Source organism: Micromonospora sp. LOL_025 (assembly GCF_048060285.1).
Classification (GTDB): Bacteria; Actinomycetota; Actinomycetes; order Mycobacteriales; family Micromonosporaceae; genus Micromonospora.
The window spans coordinates 49,427-69,590 of sequence record NZ_JBHMIR010000013.1 but is presented as its reverse complement, the minus strand read 5'-3'; the positions used below and the strand labels follow the sequence as shown (position 1 = coordinate 69,590).

The 20,164-nt window shown below is 72.0% G+C and carries 12 protein-coding genes and 1 tRNA gene; 8 read left to right on the top strand and 5 right to left on the bottom strand.

Annotation, left to right across the window (positions count from 1 at the left end; translation table 11 throughout):
• Positions 1-871: 871 nt before the first annotated feature.
• The 3 genes from ACFHW0_RS17915 to ACFHW0_RS17905 all read right to left on the bottom strand — a co-directional run bounded on the left by ACFHW0_RS17915 (position 872) and on the right by ACFHW0_RS17905 (position 4,365).
• The gene (locus ACFHW0_RS17915) at positions 872-2,869 is read right to left on the bottom strand and encodes an AAA family ATPase (protein WP_416609049.1); all 1,998 of its coding nucleotides are present in this window, start codon (positions 2,867-2,869) and stop codon (positions 872-874) included.
• A gap of 109 nt (positions 2,870-2,978) precedes the next feature.
• Positions 2,979-3,713: a hypothetical protein gene (locus ACFHW0_RS17910; protein ID WP_416609047.1), complete on the bottom strand. Its 735-nt coding sequence runs from the start codon at positions 3,711-3,713 to the stop codon at positions 2,979-2,981.
• 16 nt (positions 3,714-3,729) lie between these two features.
• Positions 3,730-4,365 (bottom strand): hypothetical protein, encoded by a 636-nt coding sequence (locus tag ACFHW0_RS17905; protein WP_416609045.1) that lies wholly within the window; start codon positions 4,363-4,365, stop codon positions 3,730-3,732.
• A 1,107-nt stretch (positions 4,366-5,472) separates the two neighbouring features.
• Here ACFHW0_RS17905 and ACFHW0_RS17900 point away from each other — a divergent pair.
• Positions 5,473-5,745, top strand: a complete 273-nt coding sequence (locus ACFHW0_RS17900) for a hypothetical protein (protein ID WP_416609043.1) — start codon at positions 5,473-5,475, stop codon at positions 5,743-5,745.
• The gene (locus ACFHW0_RS17895; protein ID WP_416609041.1) at positions 5,742-7,424 is read left to right on the top strand and encodes a recombinase family protein; all 1,683 of its coding nucleotides are present in this window, start codon (positions 5,742-5,744) and stop codon (positions 7,422-7,424) included. Before ACFHW0_RS17900 ends, ACFHW0_RS17895 begins: the two co-directional genes overlap by 4 nt.
• Here the strand turns inward: ACFHW0_RS17895 and ACFHW0_RS17890 are convergent.
• Positions 7,406-7,489: transfer RNA gene (locus ACFHW0_RS17890), tRNA-Leu, on the bottom strand. The genes ACFHW0_RS17895 and ACFHW0_RS17890 overlap by 19 nt on opposite strands.
• A gap of 222 nt (positions 7,490-7,711) precedes the next feature.
• Here ACFHW0_RS17890 and ACFHW0_RS17885 point away from each other — a divergent pair.
• The 6 genes from ACFHW0_RS17885 to ACFHW0_RS17860 all read left to right on the top strand — a co-directional run bounded on the left by ACFHW0_RS17885 (position 7,712) and on the right by ACFHW0_RS17860 (position 19,419).
• Entirely contained in the window at positions 7,712-10,873 is a 3,162-nt protein-coding gene (locus ACFHW0_RS17885; RefSeq protein WP_416609039.1) for a tetratricopeptide repeat protein, read from the top strand.
• A 219-nt stretch (positions 10,874-11,092) separates the two neighbouring features.
• On the top strand, positions 11,093-13,666 hold the full coding sequence (locus tag ACFHW0_RS17880; RefSeq protein ID WP_416609164.1) for a fibronectin type III domain-containing protein: 2,574 nt from the start codon (positions 11,093-11,095) through the stop codon (positions 13,664-13,666).
• Positions 13,667-13,693: 27 nt separating this feature from the next.
• The gene (locus ACFHW0_RS17875; RefSeq protein ID WP_121400830.1) at positions 13,694-14,689 is read left to right on the top strand and encodes an AAA family ATPase; all 996 of its coding nucleotides are present in this window, start codon (positions 13,694-13,696) and stop codon (positions 14,687-14,689) included.
• A gap of 12 nt (positions 14,690-14,701) precedes the next feature.
• The gene (locus ACFHW0_RS17870; protein ID WP_416609037.1) at positions 14,702-15,871 is read left to right on the top strand and encodes a DUF58 domain-containing protein; all 1,170 of its coding nucleotides are present in this window, start codon (positions 14,702-14,704) and stop codon (positions 15,869-15,871) included.
• Complete coding sequence (locus ACFHW0_RS17865; protein WP_416609035.1) at positions 15,847-18,264, top strand: DUF3488 and transglutaminase-like domain-containing protein; 2,418 nt, start codon at positions 15,847-15,849, stop codon at positions 18,262-18,264. The genes ACFHW0_RS17870 and ACFHW0_RS17865 overlap by 25 nt, the downstream gene beginning before the upstream one ends.
• An 87-nt stretch (positions 18,265-18,351) precedes the next feature.
• Positions 18,352-19,419: a DUF2855 family protein gene (locus tag ACFHW0_RS17860; RefSeq protein ID WP_416609034.1), complete on the top strand. Its 1,068-nt coding sequence runs from the start codon at positions 18,352-18,354 to the stop codon at positions 19,417-19,419.
• A gap of 64 nt (positions 19,420-19,483) precedes the next feature.
• On the opposite strand, the gene ACFHW0_RS17855 is transcribed toward ACFHW0_RS17860, so the two are convergent.
• Positions 19,484-20,128: a response regulator gene (locus ACFHW0_RS17855; RefSeq protein ID WP_416609032.1), complete on the bottom strand. Its 645-nt coding sequence runs from the start codon at positions 20,126-20,128 to the stop codon at positions 19,484-19,486.
• Between the last annotated feature and the right edge of the window lie 36 nt (positions 20,129-20,164).

Here is a 20,164-nt window from a genome sequence, read left to right as displayed (position 1 = left end):
ACCGAGTGGACGCTAGCGGCGGACATCGGTCCTGCTACCCCGGCTGTGAGCACAAGCGCCACGGCGTCATCGTGCAGGTCCTCGCCGAGGCCGCCGGGCGATCAGAGAGCACAAATCAGATGCGGGGCATCCCCGCCTTCATCGCCGATGCTCGCTCCGGCCGACATCCCGACCCCGCTCGTCACCCTATGCCAGGCCAGGTCAACGGCGGCCGACCGCCCCAGGCACCCACCTCGGAGTAAAGATCCACAGCGGTGACCACCGTGGACAACGGCCGTACCCCGACGCACCGGCATCTCGTCCGAGATCCAGACCAGGCGACACGCAAATGCACTGGTCAGAACGGACCCGCACGAGCCCCCGGCCACGACAGCACAGTGACAACGGAGCACCATAAAATCATGGGAAAATCGATCCCAACGCGTAGAAGCGATCAAGGCCGTGACCGGCGTTTTCGCTGTTCACAGCCTTGATCGTAAAGTGCGCCCGAAGGGACTCGAACCCCTAACCTTCTGATCCGTAGGAAGAAGCTAACGCAGCCTCCCCGCGTGTAGCGCTCTATCAAAGTCTCGGTCCGCTAGCAACCTCCCGAGTCCATCCAAGTCCGGCAGAGTCTTCGCAGGTCCACGCCCTGCCGATAAGACCCATCCCCGCTCATCGATGGGTCAGTGGGCTCGGCGATTCCCGTCGAGTCCAAGCCCGTAGCGGCACGTCCGCGTCGGTTCGCCGACGCCCGAGCAGCCACCGAGCAGCCACGATCGCCACCCATGCCGCAGGTCGGGTTCCGATGGGGATGCCTCGAAAGGGTCAGTCGGACGCACCAGGTGCACCCGGCGTCAGCCGGCCGGCTCGCGGTTGGCCCGTCGGCCACTCACGTCCGAAGCAGCCCTAGCGCGCCAAGCAAGTCTGCCCACAGCGCTGCTACCTCGGGCGGCGCCGGTACGGCGTCAGCGAAGGCAGCGCCTACCCTGGCGCCCTTCTGCGTTTGAACATCTCGCTGCACCCTGGCGAGCATCTCTGTGTCCACCCGGCCCAGAAACGCCTCAATCTCCCCGCCCTTTGACCCGTCGTCACCGAAGTCGTCAGCAAGGGAGTAGACACCTTGGGCCGCCCACTCCGCTCGGACGTCAGCCAACTTCTCGCCGGCCTGCGGCACCGCCCTACCCAGGTTCGCCAGCTGTTTCGCCATAACGCTGCCGGGGCGCATCGCGGGACCGTCGGCGACGATGGCCCAGGGCACTCCAAGCCGGTCAGCCAGTGATGCGTAAGCCCCAAATCCCTTCTGCCCGTGCACTGAGAGGAAGGCGACGTTCCGCTCATCCGGGGTAGGCAGCAGCCTCCCCTCGACTGCTATGCCACTGTCGAGCCAGCGCCCGATAGCGGCGAGGTCAGTGGGGCCCTCGAACAGCACCACCCCGGCCGCGAAGAGCAGGCTACGGACTTCAGTTGTAGCGAGAAGCCGCGTCATGTTGGCGAGGTCTGCTGATGTGTTCACGGCGATCGAGTTCACGACGAGGCCACCGGCTTTCGACATGCGGACAATGCTGCCCAGTTCGCCAGCAGTCTGCGCCGATACCAGGTCGGGGTTGTGGGTCACGCAAAGCGCCTGGCCAGGAGCACTTCGGCGAGCACGGAGCATCGCCAACAGGCGCCGTTGCGCCGTCGGCGACAGGTGCACGGCTGGTTCGTCGAGGAATACGCACCGGCGCTCGTCCGCCAGCAGAGTGGCAAGTAGAAGCGCTTCGGCTGCTCCCGCCCCAGCGCGATGTAGCGGGACGTCGTACGCATCGTCGCCTCGAAGGATCTGGATGGTAGGAACGAGTATCACCTCCGCGCCTTCCTCAGCATCCGGTATGACCAGTTCGGTGCAGTCGACACGCTCCTCGGTCAGCTCCTTGAAGGACTCCTGCACTCTGGTGAAACGGCGACGGTCGCCGGCCGGTCCGTTCTTCAGCCGGTGCAGCTCCAACGCCAGCAGTGCGCCATCCCGCAGGCTGGGCGTCTGAGCGAGTTCCCGCGCCTTGTAGTGCGTACGAATCGGTGCGCGGTGGTTATTCGTGACTTGGAGACGACGCTCCAACAGCCGCTTCAGCACCTGCGCGAAAGGCACCCGCCCTTGCGGCTGAGACTGAGACTGAGAGTCAGCCTCTGCCAAGACAGCGGCGATGCTTGCCGGCTGCACCGCGGTGTTCACATACTCGGCAACGAATTCGACGCGTCTGCCCGGCACATATGCCCACAGATCGACCGGAACCTGTCCCTGAATGACCTTGAAGTCGAGGTCGTTGGTTGCCGCGCACAACTCGCTGATGTACTGCAACGCACTGGGACCAGCGACGACAGGACCGTCTAGCAGGCGGCCCATGTCATTGCCGAGGAGTTGAACGTGGACCGGCCCATGCCGCAGTTGGAACTCCCACCCTACCGTCCACGGCCCCCGCTGCCGTCTGTCGAAGATGATCACAAGTTCGCCGATCATCATCGGCGACGCCGACTCGGGCGTGAGCTTCGCATCAACCGCCGCAGCGAGCGTCTGCACGTCGACGGCCTCAGGGTGTAGGAGGTGAAGTATCGCCGCCCGGTAGTAGGCGTCGATCAGCGAACGCTCATCTGAGGCCTCGAACCTGACACCCACACGAACCTCGAACGACTCCGCGCCGTGGTGGCCGGCCGTTGCCCACTCGCCGTCAAGAGGCTGCGGCCCCGTGACGCTGGCGTGGACGGCGTCCACCATCAGGTTGAGAGCCTGTAGGAGCGTGGATTTGCCGCTGCCGTTCGCGCCCGTGATGAAGGTTAGGGGTCTGTCGGTCCTTACCTCTGCTGCTCTGAGGCCAAGGAAGTCTGTGGCCGAAATCCTGGTAATCCGCACGAAGGCATCATTCCAGCCCTCGCTGGCTGTTGCCACCGATTACAGGTCGCATCTCGCTGCCGCAGTCTCGGCCTTCTCAACGATCGGCCGATACAGAGCGACCAAGTTACTAAGATCGAGCGGTTAGTTGACCGAAATCGAAGGTCGATCTCATGAGCTTTACGGCAAGGGTGCCCTTCGCCGCGCCTGGTTGGCTGTTCGAGGTCGCGCTCCAGGAAAGCTCGCAGGTGCTTCCTTCTGGTTCGAATACGTCTAGTAGCACGCCGGGTAATTCACGGGATTGTTCGGCCCGAAGATCAAAGGGGAGGAAACGGATCTCAAGGCCGCCTGGCGTCGATCGGGCCGTAACCAGGTCAGGCGCCTTTCGCCAGAGTTGAGGCACCGTAACTAGCGAAATGGCGGAATCCTTTGGCAATACACTCGCTAATTTGGCGAGTGCCATGGCGCTCTGCTCGGCGGCAGGGAGGTGCACGATCGTTCGTGGCTTGCCGAGGGGTGCCGGCGGTTCTGGCAACTTAGTCAGCTCGGGTACCGGGCTATCGGGGTCTACACGCTGCAGTTGTGCCTGTCCGTGGAACACCATGGTCAGTTCAACGTCGTCGAGAGTATGGTCGGTCAAGTTCCGGACGGTGAGCTGTACGGGCGTCAGACGTCGGCGCGGCAGCAGCCGATCAGCGCGGTCAGCGATAGCGGATTCCGCTACCTTGAGGTACCGCCTCACCTGATCGGTATAGTCCTTAAGCGTCCGGGAATCCGGGATTGTCGCAACACCTGCAATTCTCGGCCCCCGCAGATGAATGCCAGCAGCTTCCGTGGACGGTTGTTGCCTTTCTACGTAGGACATGAGCCGCAGGCTGGCTTCATCCCGCCACTCGTCGATGAACGCGTTTAACGTCAGGGCGGGTCTCGACCTCGACGACACTAGGCGTGATCGCCAGTCGGGTGCGTCGGGACCCGGCGGCGTAGCGGTGCTGCAGCATTCTCATATCGGCAGGGTTGGCGGTGTCGATGCTGGCCTGATGACGGGTAAAGACGGTTCCGGGAGCATGGTTGCCGATGGTCTTCTGAAGGGTATGGATCGGGTCCCCCCAAGAAGGGGGGTCAACGGCGATCACGAGGACATCGGCGTCGCCAATGCGGACGTAATCCATGTTCCAGACGATCTCACCGGGTAGCCACTTCGCGAGTTGTCCTTCTAGGGTGGCCGCATCAACCACCGCCACCCCAGCCGGCTTGGTGACACCTGGTTCAGCGCCCACGATCAGGTATGCGTAGCCTCCTGCCCACCGCGCTGCGACATCCGGGTCTCTGTTCGCGAACCCCAGGATCTGCCGAGCGAGGTGATGCTGCCCTGGACCGGTTGCCAGGTCAAGCGTCCCCTTCCACTCGATCCACCTGGCCTCGTCCGCTCCGCCGGCGTTCAGCACCGCGTTCACGAGCTGCAGCAGCTCACGGTGAAAGCGAAACGGTTTCGACACGTCAAGGGGTAGCGCCACACGGTGACTGTACGGCCACGAGTACCCGCATAGCCACAGCGTTCTGCCGGCACGTCACACGCTTGCCCCGCCGTCGTGTATCTCCTGCACCGCCCGGATTACCGATGCGGCCAGCAGCACCGACATCACCGCGTTCCCCTCGGCGTAGTGGCTGGTATCCGCTTGATGGACGGTTACGTGCCGGCTCAGGTTCGTCGGAGCTGGGTCACTGAAACTCGGAAACCAAGCCGCATAGAAGCTGCCAATAGGGGCTAGCGCCGCACGGAGCCGCACTTCCCCGACGGTCAATCCCTTCGGGCGCCGCGGCCTGGCGGCGGAACTCCTCGGGGTACTTGCTCTGTCGAGCCACAGCGGTTTCCTCCTCCTCGGCAGGATGCCAAGTCAGGAGGTATCCGGTCTCAGGGGGTCACTTCAGCGGAGCCGCCCTCGCGTCACGGGGTACCGGTAGCCAGTGCGCCCGGTCCTCAACCAGAGGGAGGGCCCGGTCGTGGGCCGCCAACTCCGTACCGCGCCGTGCGGCCCACGGCGGTCCAATCCCGGGCCGAATGCCGCCTGCTCCCAACCTGCTCCAAATTTAAGGGGCAACAACGCGAAAGCCCGTTACCGGGGATTCCGGTGACGGGCTCGCTACCTGCCAAATTTACGGTGGGCGATACTGGGATCGAACCAGTGACCTCTTCGGTGTGAAATGAGTGGTCTCCGGACCGTCAATAGTCGACGCAGACGCGCACCAGCAAGCCCCGCCGCCCGGCAGCGATTGCCGTCTCGAGGCCACCTGAGGGACATGACAACCGCATAGATGTAACGCCTGCCCTACTCAGCGAGCGGCCGGTGCCCGACGGCATCGGCCGCTTCTTCATGCCCGCCGGAGCAACCGGCACATGAACCAACTTCGAAGGACATCTCCATGACAACCCACCCATCCGGCACGGCACGAGCCTCCAACGCATTGAGCTGCAGCATGACCGCCCTGCTCGCTCACGACGCCAATGCCTACGTCGCCCTCCAGCCCGCCCCCTATCCAAACGGGCTCTCGGAGATCAAGGAGCGAACGATGCACGCCCACCGACGGATGTCTCCGCCGGGTCAGCCACCGGACGGAGGCGCATGACTCTGCCGTCCGATCACCAACATCAGCAACGCAAGGAGCCCGATCCGGCGACGGGCGCGGCACCGGACAAGCGACTTGACGGATCTAGTGAAGGCAACGGTTCATGGACGGTCGACGACGTCGACGGGCCCGCGACGACCGCATTCATCAGGGTGGAGGCTCCCCACCAGCCACCTGAGCTGCACCCCGATGCCGCTGCCGCCCTACTGAAGCTGCTCAGAGGCGTCAACGACCGCCGCACGAACAACTCGACCGAGGAGAACGGATGACCACCCCTCAACCGAAACCCTTTGCCTTCTACGGCCGCGTGTCGACCGAGGACAACCAGGACCCCGAATCGTCCCGGAGCTGGCAGCTCACGCGGGCGACGACGCTCATCCAGCCCCACGGCGGCGGCATCGTCACCGAGTACTTCGACGTCGGCCAGAGCCGTTCCCTCCCGTGGCAACGCCGGACGCAGGCAAGCCTGCTTCTCGCGGCGCTGCGCGACCCGCAGCGCGGGTTCTCCGCCGTGGTCGTCGGTGAACCCCACCGCGCCTTCTACGGCAACCAGTTCGGTCTCACGGTGCCATTGTTCGCCCACTACGGCGTCGAACTTTGGGTGCCCGAGATCGGCGGCCCCATCGACCCCGACAACGAAGCACACGAACTCGTCATGTCCGTCTTCGGCGGCATGAGCAAGGGCGAACGCAACCGGATCAAGCTTCGCGTGCGTACCGCCATGACCGCTCAGACCCTCCTCGAAGGCCGCTACCTCGGCGGACGCCCACCCTACGGCTACACCCTCCGCGACCTCGGCCCCCACCCCAACCCCGCCAAGGCCGCCGACGGCAAACGCCTCAAGGGCCTCACTCCCGACGACCACACTGCGCCGATCGTCCGGCGGATCTTCGCCGAGTTCCTCGCCGGCATCGGCCTCTTCGCTATCGCCGAAGGACTTACCGCCAACCACGTGCCGTGCCCGTCCGCACACGACCGCGCCCGCAACCCCCACCGCAGCGGCATCGCCTGGTCCAAGAGCGCCGTCCGCGTCATCCTCACCAACCCCCGCTACACCGGGCGACAGGTATGGAACAAACAACGCACCGACGAGGTACTGCTCGACGTCGACGACGTAGCAATGGGCCACACCGGCATCATGCGCTGGAACGCCCGCGACAAGTGGGTGGTCTCCACGGAGATCAGCCACGAACCACTCATCGACGACGCGACCTTCGAACAGGCCCAAGCAATCCTTGAAAAGCGCGGACGGGGCACTGGAGGTCAACACGTCAAGCAGCGCACCCGCAACCCGTACGTCTTCCGCGGTCTGATCTACTGCGCAGCCTGCGACCGACGCATGCAGGGCCAGTACAACCACGGCAACGCCTACTACCGCTGCCGCTTCCCCCAGGAGTACGCCCTCGCCAACCAGGTCGACCATCCCCGCAACGTGTACCTGCGCGAGGACGCCCTCACTGACCCGCTCGACATCTGGCTGGCCTCCGCCTTCACACCCCACCGCATCGAGCAGACGATCACCGCGATGGCCGACGCCCAACCCCGGGATCATCCGCCCGGTCATGCCAAGGCAGCCCAGGCAATCATCACCGAATGCGACGCCAAGCTAGAGCGCTACCGAGCAGCCCTCGACGCCGGTGCCGACCCGGCGGTGGTCACCGAATGGATCACCCAAACCCAGACCGAACGCGCCCGCGCCGAAGCCGACCTCCACGCGAAGGCGGGCAACAGCCCACGCCGCATGAGCCGAGCAGAGATCACGAGCCTGATGACGGCGCTCGGCGACATCGCCACCGTGCTCCGCGACGCCGACCCTGCCGACAAGTCCGAGGTCTACCGGCAACTCGGGCTCCGGCTCACCTACCAGCCGGAAACACAAACGGTGCGCGCCGCAGTGGATCTCAGCGCGCACCGTGGGGTAATGGTTCGTGTCCGAGGGGGGACTTGAACCCCCACGCCCTATACGGGCACTAGCACCTCAAGCTAGCGCGTCTGCCATTCCGCCACCCGGACCTGCATGTCCAGCCTACCGTGTCGACCGAGGTGAGCTTCCACCCGCCGGCCGCCCTGGTGGGCCGCACGGGGAGTTACTGTACACGGCCCGGGTGGATCATGCACATCAGCTTCCGGCCGACGGGTCGCCGCAGGTCGGACGGGTGACCGGACCCGTGTGAGCCGCGGCCAACCGGTGGGCCTGGGTAGCGTCCGACGGGCCTGACGCGGCAGCATGGCCACGTGTCCCATCCCTCTCCCCTGGCCGCCGTGCAGCACCGGGCCCTCGCCCTACGCGCCGCGGGCGATCTCTACTCCGCCCGTCGACTGCTCAACGACGCCGTCGCCTCCGCCCGGCCGCCGTACGGCAAGGACCACCCGGATGTGCTGAGCACCGCGCACCTGCTGGCCCGCCTGCACCGGGAGGCGGACGACCCGAGTGCGGCCCGCCGCGTGCTGGAGGAGGCGTTCGCCGCCGGCGAGCGCCTCTGGCCACCGTCCGATCCGCTGATGCTGGCGCTCTCCTTCGAGCTGGCCGCGGTGGCGGACGAGTTGGGCAACCGGCACGAGGCGCGCCGCAACTACACCCGCGTCGCCACCCTCGGGCCCGCCGTGCTCGGCGTCGACCATCCTGCGGTACGCACGGCACGGCAGTATCTCGGCGACGCCGCTCCCGCCCCGCAGCCCGCGCCGCCGGTCGCGCGGCCCGACATGTCCGCGCTCTCCGAACCGACGATGTCGCTGGCGGTGCTCTCCACCACCTGGCGACCGCACGAGCCCGCCGCGGTCGGCCCCCCGCAGCCGCCGACCGCGCAGCCGCCGACCGCGCAGCCGATGCCGCCGCACGTCACCAACACCCCGCCGGCCGCACCGGCGTCCCCGCACACCCCGCCGGTCCCGCCGCCGCCACCCGTTCCGGGCGTACGCGGCGTGGGACGGGCCACTCCCGTCGGCCCGGCGCCGCACCCTGCGGCGCCCCCACAGCCGCCCCGCTCGGCCGGCCACCCGCCACAGATGCCGCCCGTGCCGCCGCAGCCGTATCCGGCCCCGCCGCAGGGTGCCCAGGTTCCGCCACCGCCGGTGGTGCCCGCCCCGCCCCGGCAGGCGTGGGCCCCGCCGCCACCCCACGTGCCGGCCCCGCCGCAGGCACCGCATCCCCCCGGGCGGGGACAGGCCACCCCGTACGCCACCCCGCCGCAGCGGATTCCGCCACCCCCGACGATCCCTCCGCCGCCGGTCGTGCCCGCGCCACCGGGACCGGCCCGTGCCGCCGTACCCCCGCCTCCGGCCGTGCCGTCCTCGGCGCAGCCGCCGTACGCCCCGGCGGTGCCCATCCCGCCGCCCCCGGTCGTGCCGTCGGCGCCCACCGCCGCCCCGGCGCACCCTCAGGTGCCGTCGGCGCCCGTGCCGCCGCCCCCGGTCGTCCCGGCGCAACGCCCCGCACCGGCGTCGCCGCAGTCACCCTGGGCGCCTCCTCCCGGGCCGGCCCAACCGCCGGCGACGCCGGGTCCCGCCACACCTGCGCCGCGCCCCGCCCCGCCGGCGACGGCCGGCGTCGCCTCGGTCGTGCCGGCCCCGAGGACGGTGCCGCCACCGGCCCCGGTGTCGTCTCCGCCAGCCACGACGCCACCCGTACCGCCGCCCCCGCGCCATGCGGCCGCCGCTCCCGTCGTCGCCGCCCCGGAGCCGCCCGCCCCACCGGTGCCGGCCGTGCCGAAGCCGCCCGTTCCTCCCCTGGCCGGCGCCGAGCCGCCCGCGCAGGCGAGGGCCGCGGTGCCCCCGACGGGAGCCACCGCTGCGCCGCGACACCGGGCCGTCGACGAGGCGTCCCCGACCAGCGGCCTGTCGGCCGGGACGGCGGCGGCCGACGCCGCGTCACCGGCCAGCACCACGCCGCCCGGAACGACAGCGGGGCCCGCCGCCGGACCATCCACCACCGGTACGACCAGCGCCGCGTCACCCCGACCCGGCACGCCGGCTACCCGGCCTGCCGTGCCTGACGTCCCGTCCTCGCCCCTGGCCGAGTCCGTCGGCGAGGCCCCGCGCGTCTCCGCGCCGGAGGCGACCGCCCCGGCTTCGGAGGCGGCGGCACCGCCCGAGGCGCCGGAGCGCCCGGCGGGGCCGGCGCCCGGATGGGCCAAGCCGACCATCCAGGTCAAGCAGATCGAACCGCTGCTCGCCGAGGAGATCGCTCGCGCCGCCGGCACTCCCGGCGCACCGGATGCTCCGGTCAGCCCCGCCCGGCCGTCCGAGACGCCACCGCCCGACACGTCACCGGCAGCGGCGCAGGCCGCGCCGGTCAGCGCACCACCGGTCAGCGCACCACCAGCGTCCCCCGTCAGCGCACCACCGACGCCCCCGGTCAGCGCACCGCCCGCGTACCCGACGAGCAGCCCGCCCGTCAGCGCACCGCCCGCGCACCCGACGAGCAGCCCGCCGGTCAGCGCGCCGCCGCGGGGCGTCAGTACGCCGCCGGTTCCCCCCCTGCCGCCGATCCCGCCTCCGCCGTCGGTGATGCCGCCGCCGGTCAGCGCGCCGCCCGCTCCTCCGCAGCAGTTCAGCGCCCCTCCCGGGGTTCAACCGCCGGTGAGCGCGCCGCCCGGGGGCCAACCGCCGGTGAGCGCGCCGCCGTGGAGCATGTCCGCGCCGCCGTGGAGCAGCACGGCTCCCCCGCAGGCGCTCACAGGAGCGACGACCGACTCCGACGCCGACCAGCCGGACGTCGAGGAGGAGCTGGAACGGGCCGAGGGGGAACGGGAGCGCGAGGAGGTCGAGCCGGCGGAGCCGGAGCGGGAGAACATCGACGACCTGCCGCCGGCGTACCTGGACATCGACGAGACGTTCCCGATGAAGGCCCAACCCGTGCGGACCCGGTCGACGGCCCAGCACCCCGCGCAACAGCAGGCGCCGGCCTTCCCGCCGCCGCCGGCGTACCCGATGGCGCCGGAGCCCGAGGAGAGCGGCCGGAACCGCACGGCGGTCATCGTCGCGGTGGTCGTCGCGGTCCTGGCCGTCGCGGCGCTCGTCGGCGTGGGCGTGCTGGTGCTCAACCGCGACGCGGCGCCGCCGTCGGGACCCGCCTCGCCGTCGGCCGCCGCGCCGTCCGCGTCGGCGGCCGGCCCTCCGCCGGGCGGGCTGACGCTGAAGGACGACTCGGCGACGATCACGCTGAACTGGACGGACCCGGCCGGTGGCGGGGTGCCGTTCATGGTGGCCGGCGGCCGGACCGGTCAGGCGCTGGGGGTGATGGCCACGGTGGACCCGGGGCAGACCAGCTACACGGTCAACGGCCTGAACTCGCGGGTGGACTACTGCTTCACCGTGCTGGCGGTCTACTCGACGGACTCGTTCGCCACGTCCGGGCAGGTCTGCACGGAACGGGAGGGCGACACGCCGTCGAGCTGACCGTCCACTGCGGCGTGGCGCACACGCACGGTGTCCACAGGGGGACGGTGCGGGTTCCCACGCCCCCGACCCGGCCATATGATGGCACCCGGCTCAGGGGAGGGTCGCCGGACATGGCGCGCCACCTGCCAGAGACGACACGGGAGGCAGCCGGTAGTGGCCACCATCGATGACACCGGGCACGCCGGCACCGGCCCGCCGCGTCGCCGGCCCCGCCGGATGCGCGGCGGGGTCGTCACCATCGCGACGGTGGCCGCGCTGCTGGCCGCCATGGGGCTCACCATTCACGGCCTCGGGGCGGCGGACAACGCGGTGGCGAGCCACGACGCGAGTTCCTGGCTGTGGAGCGCCGCGCGCAGCGAGCTGGCCCGCGTCAACGGCATCACCGCGCGGGTCGACACCCGCGTCGGTGTCCCGGGCGCCCGCCGTCACCCGATGCAGGTCACCCAGACCGACCGGCTGCTGGTCCTGCGGGACCTGAACACCGGGCAGGTCAGCTCGTTGGACCTGGCCACCCTCCAGATCACCGCGACCACCGGGACAACCCCGGGGCTGGGCGTCAACGTGGCCCTGCACGAGGACGCGGCGTTCGTCGTCGACGCCGTGCAGGGCGTCATCCGGCAGCTCGACCCGCGGTCGCTGACCCCGATCGGCGAGCCGGTGCGCTACCCGCCGGGCATCACCGGCGGATCCTTCGACGGCGAGGGGCGCCTGTGGATCGCGGTGCCCAGCGAGGGCACCGTCTCGGCGGTCACCGCCGCGCCGCTGCCCTCCGCGCCCGCGTCGGCGGCTCCCGCCGGTGCCGGGCTCAGCCCGAAGAAGGTCGAGACGTACGACGTCGCGGACGCCAGCCACGAACTGGTGGTCTCCACGCTGGACGACGGCGTCGCGGTGCTCGACCGCACCGCCGGGGCGCTGGTGACCGTGCAGCGCGGTGAGGTGCGGACCACGCCGCTGACGATGACCGCGCCGGGCGCGCTGCCGGCGCGCACCAGCGGGCCGGACGTGCCCGTGACGGTGCCCGGCGAGCGGCGGGTGCACGTGGTCGACGACGAGGGCGCGGTGCGGGCGTTCACCGTGCCGGGCACGGGCGACAGGCTCAGCCCGGCCGTGGCGTGGGCCGGCCGCTACTACTGCGCCGACGAGGCGTCCGGCACGGTCTACGCCTTCGACTCCGGCGGGCAGCTCGTTGACACCATCCGGGGTCGGGGCACCGGGCCGCTGGAGCTGGAGGTGCGGGAGAACCACCTCTTCATCAACGCCCCCGACTCGGCCACCGCCCAGGTGGTGGACGACAAGCACCAGGTCCGCGAGGTCGACAAGTACGCCAACGACGTGCTCGGTGGCGACCCGCCGCCGGCTCCCCCGCCGCCGCCCCCGCCGAAGAAGCCCAAGGTGGGCAAGCCGGGCGCCCCGCGCGGCGTCACCGCCGCCGCCGGCAACGCCCAGGCCCGGGTGAGCTGGCGGCCGGCCCCGGCCAACGGGGCGGAGATCACCCGGTACGTGGTGCAGGGCGCCGACCAGCGCGTCGAGGTGGGCGCCAACCAGCGGGCGGTCGAGATCAAGGGCCTGACCAACGGCGAGACGTACCGGTTCTCGGTGCACGCGGTCAACGCGAAGGGCGACGGTCCCGCGCGTACCAGCAACCCGGTGACGCCGACGGCCGCCGTGCCGGATCCGCCGGCCGCCGTCACCGCCCAGGAGCGCCTTGACGGCACCGTGCTGGTGAAGTGGCCGGCCGCCAACGGGCAGGGCAACACGATCGCGAAGTACGTGGTCACGGCCACGTCGGCGGGCACCAACGCCCCCGCCGGCGAGTCCCGCAGGACCGAGCTGGTGGTGCCGGCGGGCGAACTGGAATACGGCACGCAGTACGCGTTCACGGTGGTGGCGGTCAACGACCGGGGCGCCGGCTCGGCGGCCTCGCCGGTGAGCAACACCGTCGTGCCGTACGCGCCGCCGGAGCGCCCGGGCGAGCTGCGGTCGACCACGGTGGCCGATCGGCCGGGCGCCGTCGCGGTGCACTGGTCCCCGGCGGCGGCCAACGGCCGCCCGGTGACGAAGTACCTGGTGGACGTGGGCGGGCGCAGCAGCGAGGTGACCGACACCCGGGCCACGGTGGACGGCTTGGGCAACGGCCAGAACGTCACCGTGAAGGTGCGGGCGGTCAACGAGGCCGGACCCGGCCCGGAGGCCACCACCACGGCCCGCACGGTGGCCGAGCCCCGCGTCACCGTGACCGGTTCCTCGGCCACCGCCACCTCGGCGACGGTCACGTTCACCGTGGACGCCGGTGGCGGCAAGGCGACCTGCTCGCTGAGCACGGCCGGTGAGCCGGCGAAGCCCGGGAGCTGCTCCAGCATCACGATGACAGGCCTGACGCCGGGCACGAAGTACACCTTCACCGTGACGGCGCGCAACGCCGCCGGCGACGGCACCGCCACCCGCGCCCAGGCCACGGGCGCCCTCTACGGGATCGCGACCTGCCGCAACGGCTCCTCCGGCGCGGAGGCCAGCTACTGCACCCGGGAGATCCCCGGCGAACGCAACGGCAACGAGATCTTCGAGGTCACCCGGCAGGACGACGACCGGCAGGCCGGCTGGGTCGCCAACGGCACCTGGCTCAAGGCCTACTGCAAGAAGCAGGGCGAAGAGGTCTACGCCTACATCTACAACAACGAGAAGCGCAGCACCTGGTGGGTGCAGGTCGACTACAAGGGACGCAACTACATTCCCTGGGCCTGGCTCAACCTGGAGGGCGGCGACGACATCAAGGTCCTGCCCACCTGCTGACCCACCCAGGCAAGGAGCACCACCGTCGTGAACACCCCAGAACCGCTCACCCAGCCGGAGGTGCAGGGCTTCGCCGCCCTCGCCGCCCGGCTGGCCGAGAACGTCAACGCGGTGGTGCTGGGCAAGCCCCAGGTGGTCCGGCTGGCGCTGACCGCGCTCTTCGCCCAGGGGCACGTGCTGCTGGAGGACGTGCCGGGGGTCGGCAAGACCACCCTGGCCCGGGCCATCGCGGCGACCGTGAAGGGGCAGTGGCGGCGCATCCAGTTCACCCCCGACCTGCTCCCCTCCGACGTGTCCGGGGTGACGATCTTCAACCAGGCCACCCGGGGCTTCGAGTTCCACCCGGGGCCGGTGTTCGCCAACATCGTCATCGCCGACGAGATCAACCGGGCGTCGCCGAAGACCCAGTCGGCGCTGCTGGAGGTGATGGAGGAGCGCACCGTCACCGTCGACGGGGTCCGGCACCCGGTGCCGCAGCCGTTCCTGGTGGTGGCCACCCAGAACCCGGTGGAGATGGACGGCACGTACCGGCTGCCGGAGGCCCAGCTCGACCGGTTCCTGGTGAAGCTCTCCGTCGGCTACCCCGACGAGGCCGTCGAGGTGGAGGTGCTGCGCGGCGCCACGGTCCGTTCCCCCGAGGCGCTGACCGCGGTCACCGACACGGCCACCGTCGGGGAGATGGTGCGGATGGCCCGCCGGGTGCACATCGCCGAGCCGCTCTACGCGTACGCGGTGCGGCTGGCCGCGGCCACCCGCACCCACCCGCAGGTGCGCGTCGGGGTCAGCCCCCGGGGCGTGATCGCGCTGACCAGGGCGGCGTGCGCGTACGCGCTCATCGACGGGCGGGGCTGGATCATGCCGGAGGACCTGAAGACCCTGGCCGAGCCGGTCTTCGCACACCGGCTGCTGCTCACCCCCGACGCGCAGGTGCGCGGGGTGACCGCCGCCGAGGTGCTGCGCCAGGCGGTCGCCTCGGTGCCGGTGCCGCTCCCCTCGGGCCAGCCGGCCCCGGTCCAGGGCTGACCGGCGACGCCGGTGTCCGCGCTCACCGCCCGGTGTGTCGGGCTGCTCGTCGCCGCCGTCGTGCTGCTCGGCGTCGGCTTCCGCTTCGCGTACCCGGAGCTGACGCTGCTCGGGGCGGCGGCCGGCATCGCCGTCGGCTACGCCGTGCTGAGCGCGGCGTGGCGGCCCCGCCTGGAGGTCACCCGCAGCGCCGACCCGGACCGGGTGGCGCGGGGCGAGCCGGCCGCCATGACCCTGACGGTGCGCAACGCGGGGCGGCTGCGGGCGGCGAGCCTGGTGGCCGAGGACCGGTGCGGCGACCTGGCGGTCCCGGTGCCGCTGCTGCGGCTGCGACCGGGCCGGGACACCACGGTCCGCTACGAGGTGCCGACCGCCCGTCGGGGCGTGGTGCCGGTGGGGCCGCTGCGGGTGACCCGGCGCGACCCCCTGGGCCTGGTGGCGCTGGCCCGCCCGTACGGCGGCACGGTGCCGGTCTGGGTGCACCCGCGCGTGCACCCGCTGAACGCGGTGCCCACGGGCGCGGGGCGCAGCCTCGACGGCCGGGTGGACAAGGTGCCGCACGGATCGATCACCTTCGACTCACTGCGCGAGTACGTCATCGGTGACGAGCTGCGCCGGGTGCACTGGCGTACCAGCGCCCGGGTGGGCGAGCTGATGGTGCGGGAGAACGTGGACACCAGCCTGCCCCGGATCGTGGTGCTGCTGGACAACCGGGCGGGCGCCCACCCGCAGCGCCTCGACGGGGTGGCCGAGTCGTTCGAGTCGGCGTGCGAGGCCGCCGCCTCGGTGCTCGTCGCCGCGTACCGCGAGGGCCTGCCGGTGGTGCTGCTGCTGGTCGCGCCGGAGCCGGCCGGCCTCGCGGCAGCGGGCGACGACGCGGCGGCGCACGGGCCGCTGGACCGGCTCGCGGCGGCGGGACTCGCCGACGACGGCGACCTTCAGCCCGCCACCACCCGGCTGCGGCGGGAACGGCTCGGCGACACGCTGGTCTTCCTCACCGGGCCGGGGGGCCGCGACGACCTGGGGACGGTGGGCGCGCTGCGGGCCGCGTACCCGTCGGTGGTGGTGGGGATCTTCGGGGCGACGGAGCCGGCGCCGTCGGGCGCGGCCGGCCTGGTGGTGATCGACGCCGCGGACGGGGCGGCGTTCGCCGCCGAGTGGGACGGGGTGCGCAGGTGGTGACGGTGGCCGGCGACGCGCGCGACGGCGCGGCGGGGCGGCCGGCCGGCGGGGGCGGCACGACGGCACCCACCGGCCCGGCCGGGGCCGGCGGTGGTGACGGCGGTGGCCGCGCCGAGGGCGTCCGTGGGGTTGCCCGGCTGGGGCGGGCGCTGCGGGCGGTCCCGGTGCCGCTGGCACTGATCGCGATGACCGGCCTGGCCGGCGCGGTGCTCGGCCGGGTCTACGCCGGCCCGCTGCTGACCTGGCTGGTGCTCGGGGCGGCGGTGGGCTCGGTGCTGGTCAGCGTGGCCGCCCGCCGGCTGCCCTCGTGGTTGGTCGCACCCGTCTCGGTGCTCGCGATGGCCGGCTGGACGGCCTGGTCGCTGCGCCTCACCGCGACCCGCGCCGAGCTGCCCGGCGGTCTGGCCGAGGTGACCGCGGACGCCGCCGCGAACGGCATCCCCCGGCTGCTGACGGCGATGATCCCGGTGGAGCCGACCCCCGACACGGTGCTGGTGCCGCTGGTCGCCGCGTGGCTGGCCGGTCTCGCCGGGGCGGAGGTGGCGATGCGGGCGGGCCGGGTGCTGCTCGGCTACCTGCCGCCGGTGCTGCTCTACGCCGCCGCGCTCTACGTGGTCGGCCCGAACGCCGATCCCGCGATCGGGCCGACGCTGGCCCTCGTGGCCGTGGCGGCGCTCGGCCTGGCGGTGCCGGCGGGCGGCACGGCCACGGCCGGCGTCGACCCGGCCGCCGGCCTGGCGCCGGCGGTCCGCGCCGCCGTCCGGGCCCGGCTCGCCGCCGCCTCCGCCGCCGGCCTCGCCGTGGTGGTCGGGCTGGTCGCACTGCTCGGTCCGCTGCTCGCCGGCCAGGTCGACGGCCGGCCGGTGGACCCTCGGCGGTACGTCGAGCCGCCGCGGGTGGAGACCCTCGACGAGAACCCGCTCATCCGGATCTCCGGCTGGGCGCTGAACCCGGGTCAGCAACTGCTCGACGTGCGCACGCAGCGATCGGGCCCGCCGGGTTCCGTGCCGGCCGAGGAGCCGGGGGCCATTCCCGGGCCCGAGGCCGGCCGCCCCGTGCCGATCCGGCTGGCGGTGCTCAGCGACTACGACGGGGTGACCTGGCGGGTCGGCGCGACATACCGCAACGCGGGGCGGATCCTGCCCGCCACGGCGCCGGCCCGCGACAGCACCGTGGAGACGGTACGGCAGGAGATCACCGTCGCCGGGCTGAGCGGCCGGCTGCTGCCCGCCGTCGCCACCCCGCGCGAGGTCACCGGCGCCCGGGTGGCGTACGACCCGACGACCGGGACGTTGATCCGCCCGGAGGGCCTGACCCCGGGGCTGCGCTACAGCGTGACGTCGGCGCTGGAGACGCCGGACGCCAACCTGCTCGGCACGGCGGACGTGCCGGCCGGCGAGGAGGTGGCCCGGGTGCTGCGGGTCGCCGACGGGGTGCCGGATCCGTTGCGCCGGCTCGCCGCCCAGCTCGCCGAGTCCAACGGCGCCCCGTACGCGCGGGCCGCCGCCGTGGAGCAGTTCCTCGCCGAGCACTACCGCCTCGTCGCCGACGCGCCGAGCGGGCACGCCTACCCGAACCTGAACTTCTTCCTCTTCGGACCCCGCAACGCCGGCGGCCAGCGGGGCACCTCGGAGCAGTTCGCGGCGGCGTTCGCCGTGCTGGGTCGGCTGGCGGGGCTGCCGACCCGGGTGGTGGTGGGCTTCCGCGCCGCCGGCGACGGTCCGGTCCGGGCCGGCGACGCGTACGCCTGGCCGGAGGTGCTCTTCGAGGGGCTGGGTTGGGTGCCGTTCGACCCGCTGCCCCGGCCCGACGAGGAACCGCGACCGGTGGAGGAGGACTTCCGCCCCGCACCCGAGGAGCCGCCCCCGTCGGAGGTGCCGGAGCCCACGGTCGAGCCGACCGCGACCCCGCAGCCGGCGGCGGCGCCGGGCGGGCCGGCCGGCTCCGGCGGACCGTCGACGGCGCTGCTGGTCGGCGGCGGGACGGGCGGCGTGCTGCTGCTGGTCGTGGCCGCGCTGCTCGCCCTGCTGTTGATGCGCCGGGCACTGACCCGGGCGCGGCTGCGACGGGGCGACCCCGCCCAGCGGATCGCCGGCGCCTGGCGGGAGGTCACCGACGCGCTGCGGCTGGCCGGTCACCCGGCCGGTGGGGACCTCTCGGCCTCCGAGGTCGCCGCCCACGCCCGTGCCGTCCTCCCCTCCGGGACGGACGTCGAGGAGCTGGCGGGGCTGCTCAACCAGACGGCGTTCGCGCCGGGCACCGCGACGGCGGAGCAGGCGTCGCGGGCCGTCACGACGGCCGGCGCCTACGTCGCCGCGCTGCGCGCCGCCCGCACCTGGTGGCGGCGTCTCCTCTGGTCCGTGCGCCCCGGTCCCCTCCGCTGGCACCGCTGAGCTCGTGCTCCGTCAACCGGACCGCGAGTGGGATTTTGCACTCACAGTGCACTTGTCCCGGCGCTGCGGTCTGCTTAGCGTCGGTCCATGCCTGCTTCCTGGACCTTCGCCGTGGCCCGTGCCGACCTGAGCCGGACCACCCTCGTCGAAGGCACGACGCCCACCCTCGCCGATGGCGAGGCACTGCTGCGGGTGGACCGCGTCGGCCTCACCGCCAACAACGTCACCTACGCGGTGCTCGGCGACTCGATGCGGTACTGGCGGTTCTTCCCGCCCGGCCCCCGAGGGCTCGGGCCGCAGTGGGGACTCCCGCCGCTGTGGGGCTTCGCCGAGGTGGTCGAGTCCACGGTCGAGGGGGTCGCCGCGGGGCAGCGGGTCTACGGCTACCTCCCGCCGGCGGGTCACCTGGTCGTGCGGCCGGACCGGGTGGACGCCTCCGGGTTCCGCGACGCGAGCGGGCACCGGGCCGACCTGCCCTCGCCGTACAACGTGTACCGGGCGACCACCGGCGACCCGGCGTACCGGGAGGACCAGGAGGACCTGTTGGTCCTGTTCCGGCCGCTGTTCTTCACCTCCTTCATGCTGGCCGACCAGGTCGTCGACAACGACTTCTACGGGGCGCAGTCGCTGGTGCTGTCGTCGGCGTCGAGCAAGACCGCGTACGCCGCCGCCTTCGAGCTGCACGGCCGGGGCCCGCGCCTGGTCGGGCTCACCTCCCCCGGCAACCTCGCGTTCACCCGGTCCCTCGGCTGTTACGACGACGTCGTCTCCTACGACGACATCCACGCCCTCGACGCCGTACCGACCGCCTACCTCGACCTGTCCGGCGCGCCCGCCACCCGGGCCGCCCTACGGGAGCACCTCGGCGACCGGCTCGTACGCGACGTCGCGGTCGGACTCACCACCCAGATCCCGAACGCCGACGCCGCCGGAGAGGTGTTCTTCGCCCCGGTGCAGATGCGCAAGCGCCGCCAGGACTGGGGCCGCGACGGGCTCGACCAGCGGTTCACCGACGCCTGGCAGCGGTTCACCGGGGTCGTGGGCGGATGGCTCGACGTCCGGACCGGATCCGGGCCCGCCGCCCTGGAGCGCGCCTGGCTGGAGGTGCTCGCCGGTCGGACGCCGCCGCGCGTGGGTCAGATCGTCCGCCTGTGAACGGCGACGCCGTGGCGCGAGCCCCGCACGCAGCCTTCCCGTACGGGCCGGCGGTCCTGGACGGTCAGGAGCCGAGGTAGCGCAGGATCGCGAGGACCCGGCGGCTGTAGCCGGTCACGTGGGAGAGGTCGAGCTTGTCGAAGATGGTGTTGATGTGTTTCTCGACCGCGCTCTGCGACACGTGCAGGCGTTCGGCGATGGCGGCGTTGGTGTGCCCCTGAGCCATGTGGTGCAGCACGTCGCGTTCCCGCGGGGTCAGGCGGTTGAGCGGGTCGCTGTGGCTCGTGGCGGACACGAGCTGCCGGACGACCTCGGGGTCGAGCGCCGTGGCACCGGCGGCGATGCGGTCGAGTGCGTCGAGGAATTCCTCGACCTGGGCGACGCGGTCCTTCAGGACGTAGCCGACGCCTTCGGACCGGTCGGCGAGGAGCTTCGCGGCGTAGCGCTTCTCGACGTACTGGGACAGGACGAGCACGGCGGTGTCAGGCCAACGGCGGCAGATGTCCAGCGCGGCCCGCAGCCCGTCGTCGGTGTTGGTGGGTGGCATGCGGACGTCGGTGACGACGACGTCGGGACGGTGCTGTTCGACGGCGGTGACGAGCTGGTCGGCGTCCGCGACGGCGGCCAGCACCTGGTGTCCCTCGTCGGCGAGGAGGCGGACCAGCCCCTCGCGCAGCAGGGTGGAGTCTTCGGCGAGGACTACGCGCACGGCAGCTCCGCTCGGCGGGTGCGACCGACCCGCACG

Excerpts from the sequence above, each read along its gene's own strand:
- ACFHW0_RS17910 (WP_416609047.1), bottom strand. The coding sequence starts at position 3,713 with ATGTCCTACGTAGAAAGGCAACAACCGTCCACGGAAGCTGCTGGCATT.
- ACFHW0_RS17900 (WP_416609043.1), top strand. The coding sequence starts at position 5,473 with ATGACTCTGCCGTCCGATCACCAACATCAGCAACGCAAGGAGCCCGAT.
- ACFHW0_RS17895 (WP_416609041.1), top strand. The coding sequence starts at position 5,742 with ATGACCACCCCTCAACCGAAACCCTTTGCCTTCTACGGCCGCGTGTCG.
- ACFHW0_RS17880 (WP_416609164.1), top strand. The coding sequence starts at position 11,093 with ATGCGCGGCGGGGTCGTCACCATCGCGACGGTGGCCGCGCTGCTGGCC.
- ACFHW0_RS17860 (WP_416609034.1), top strand. The coding sequence starts at position 18,352 with ATGCCTGCTTCCTGGACCTTCGCCGTGGCCCGTGCCGACCTGAGCCGG.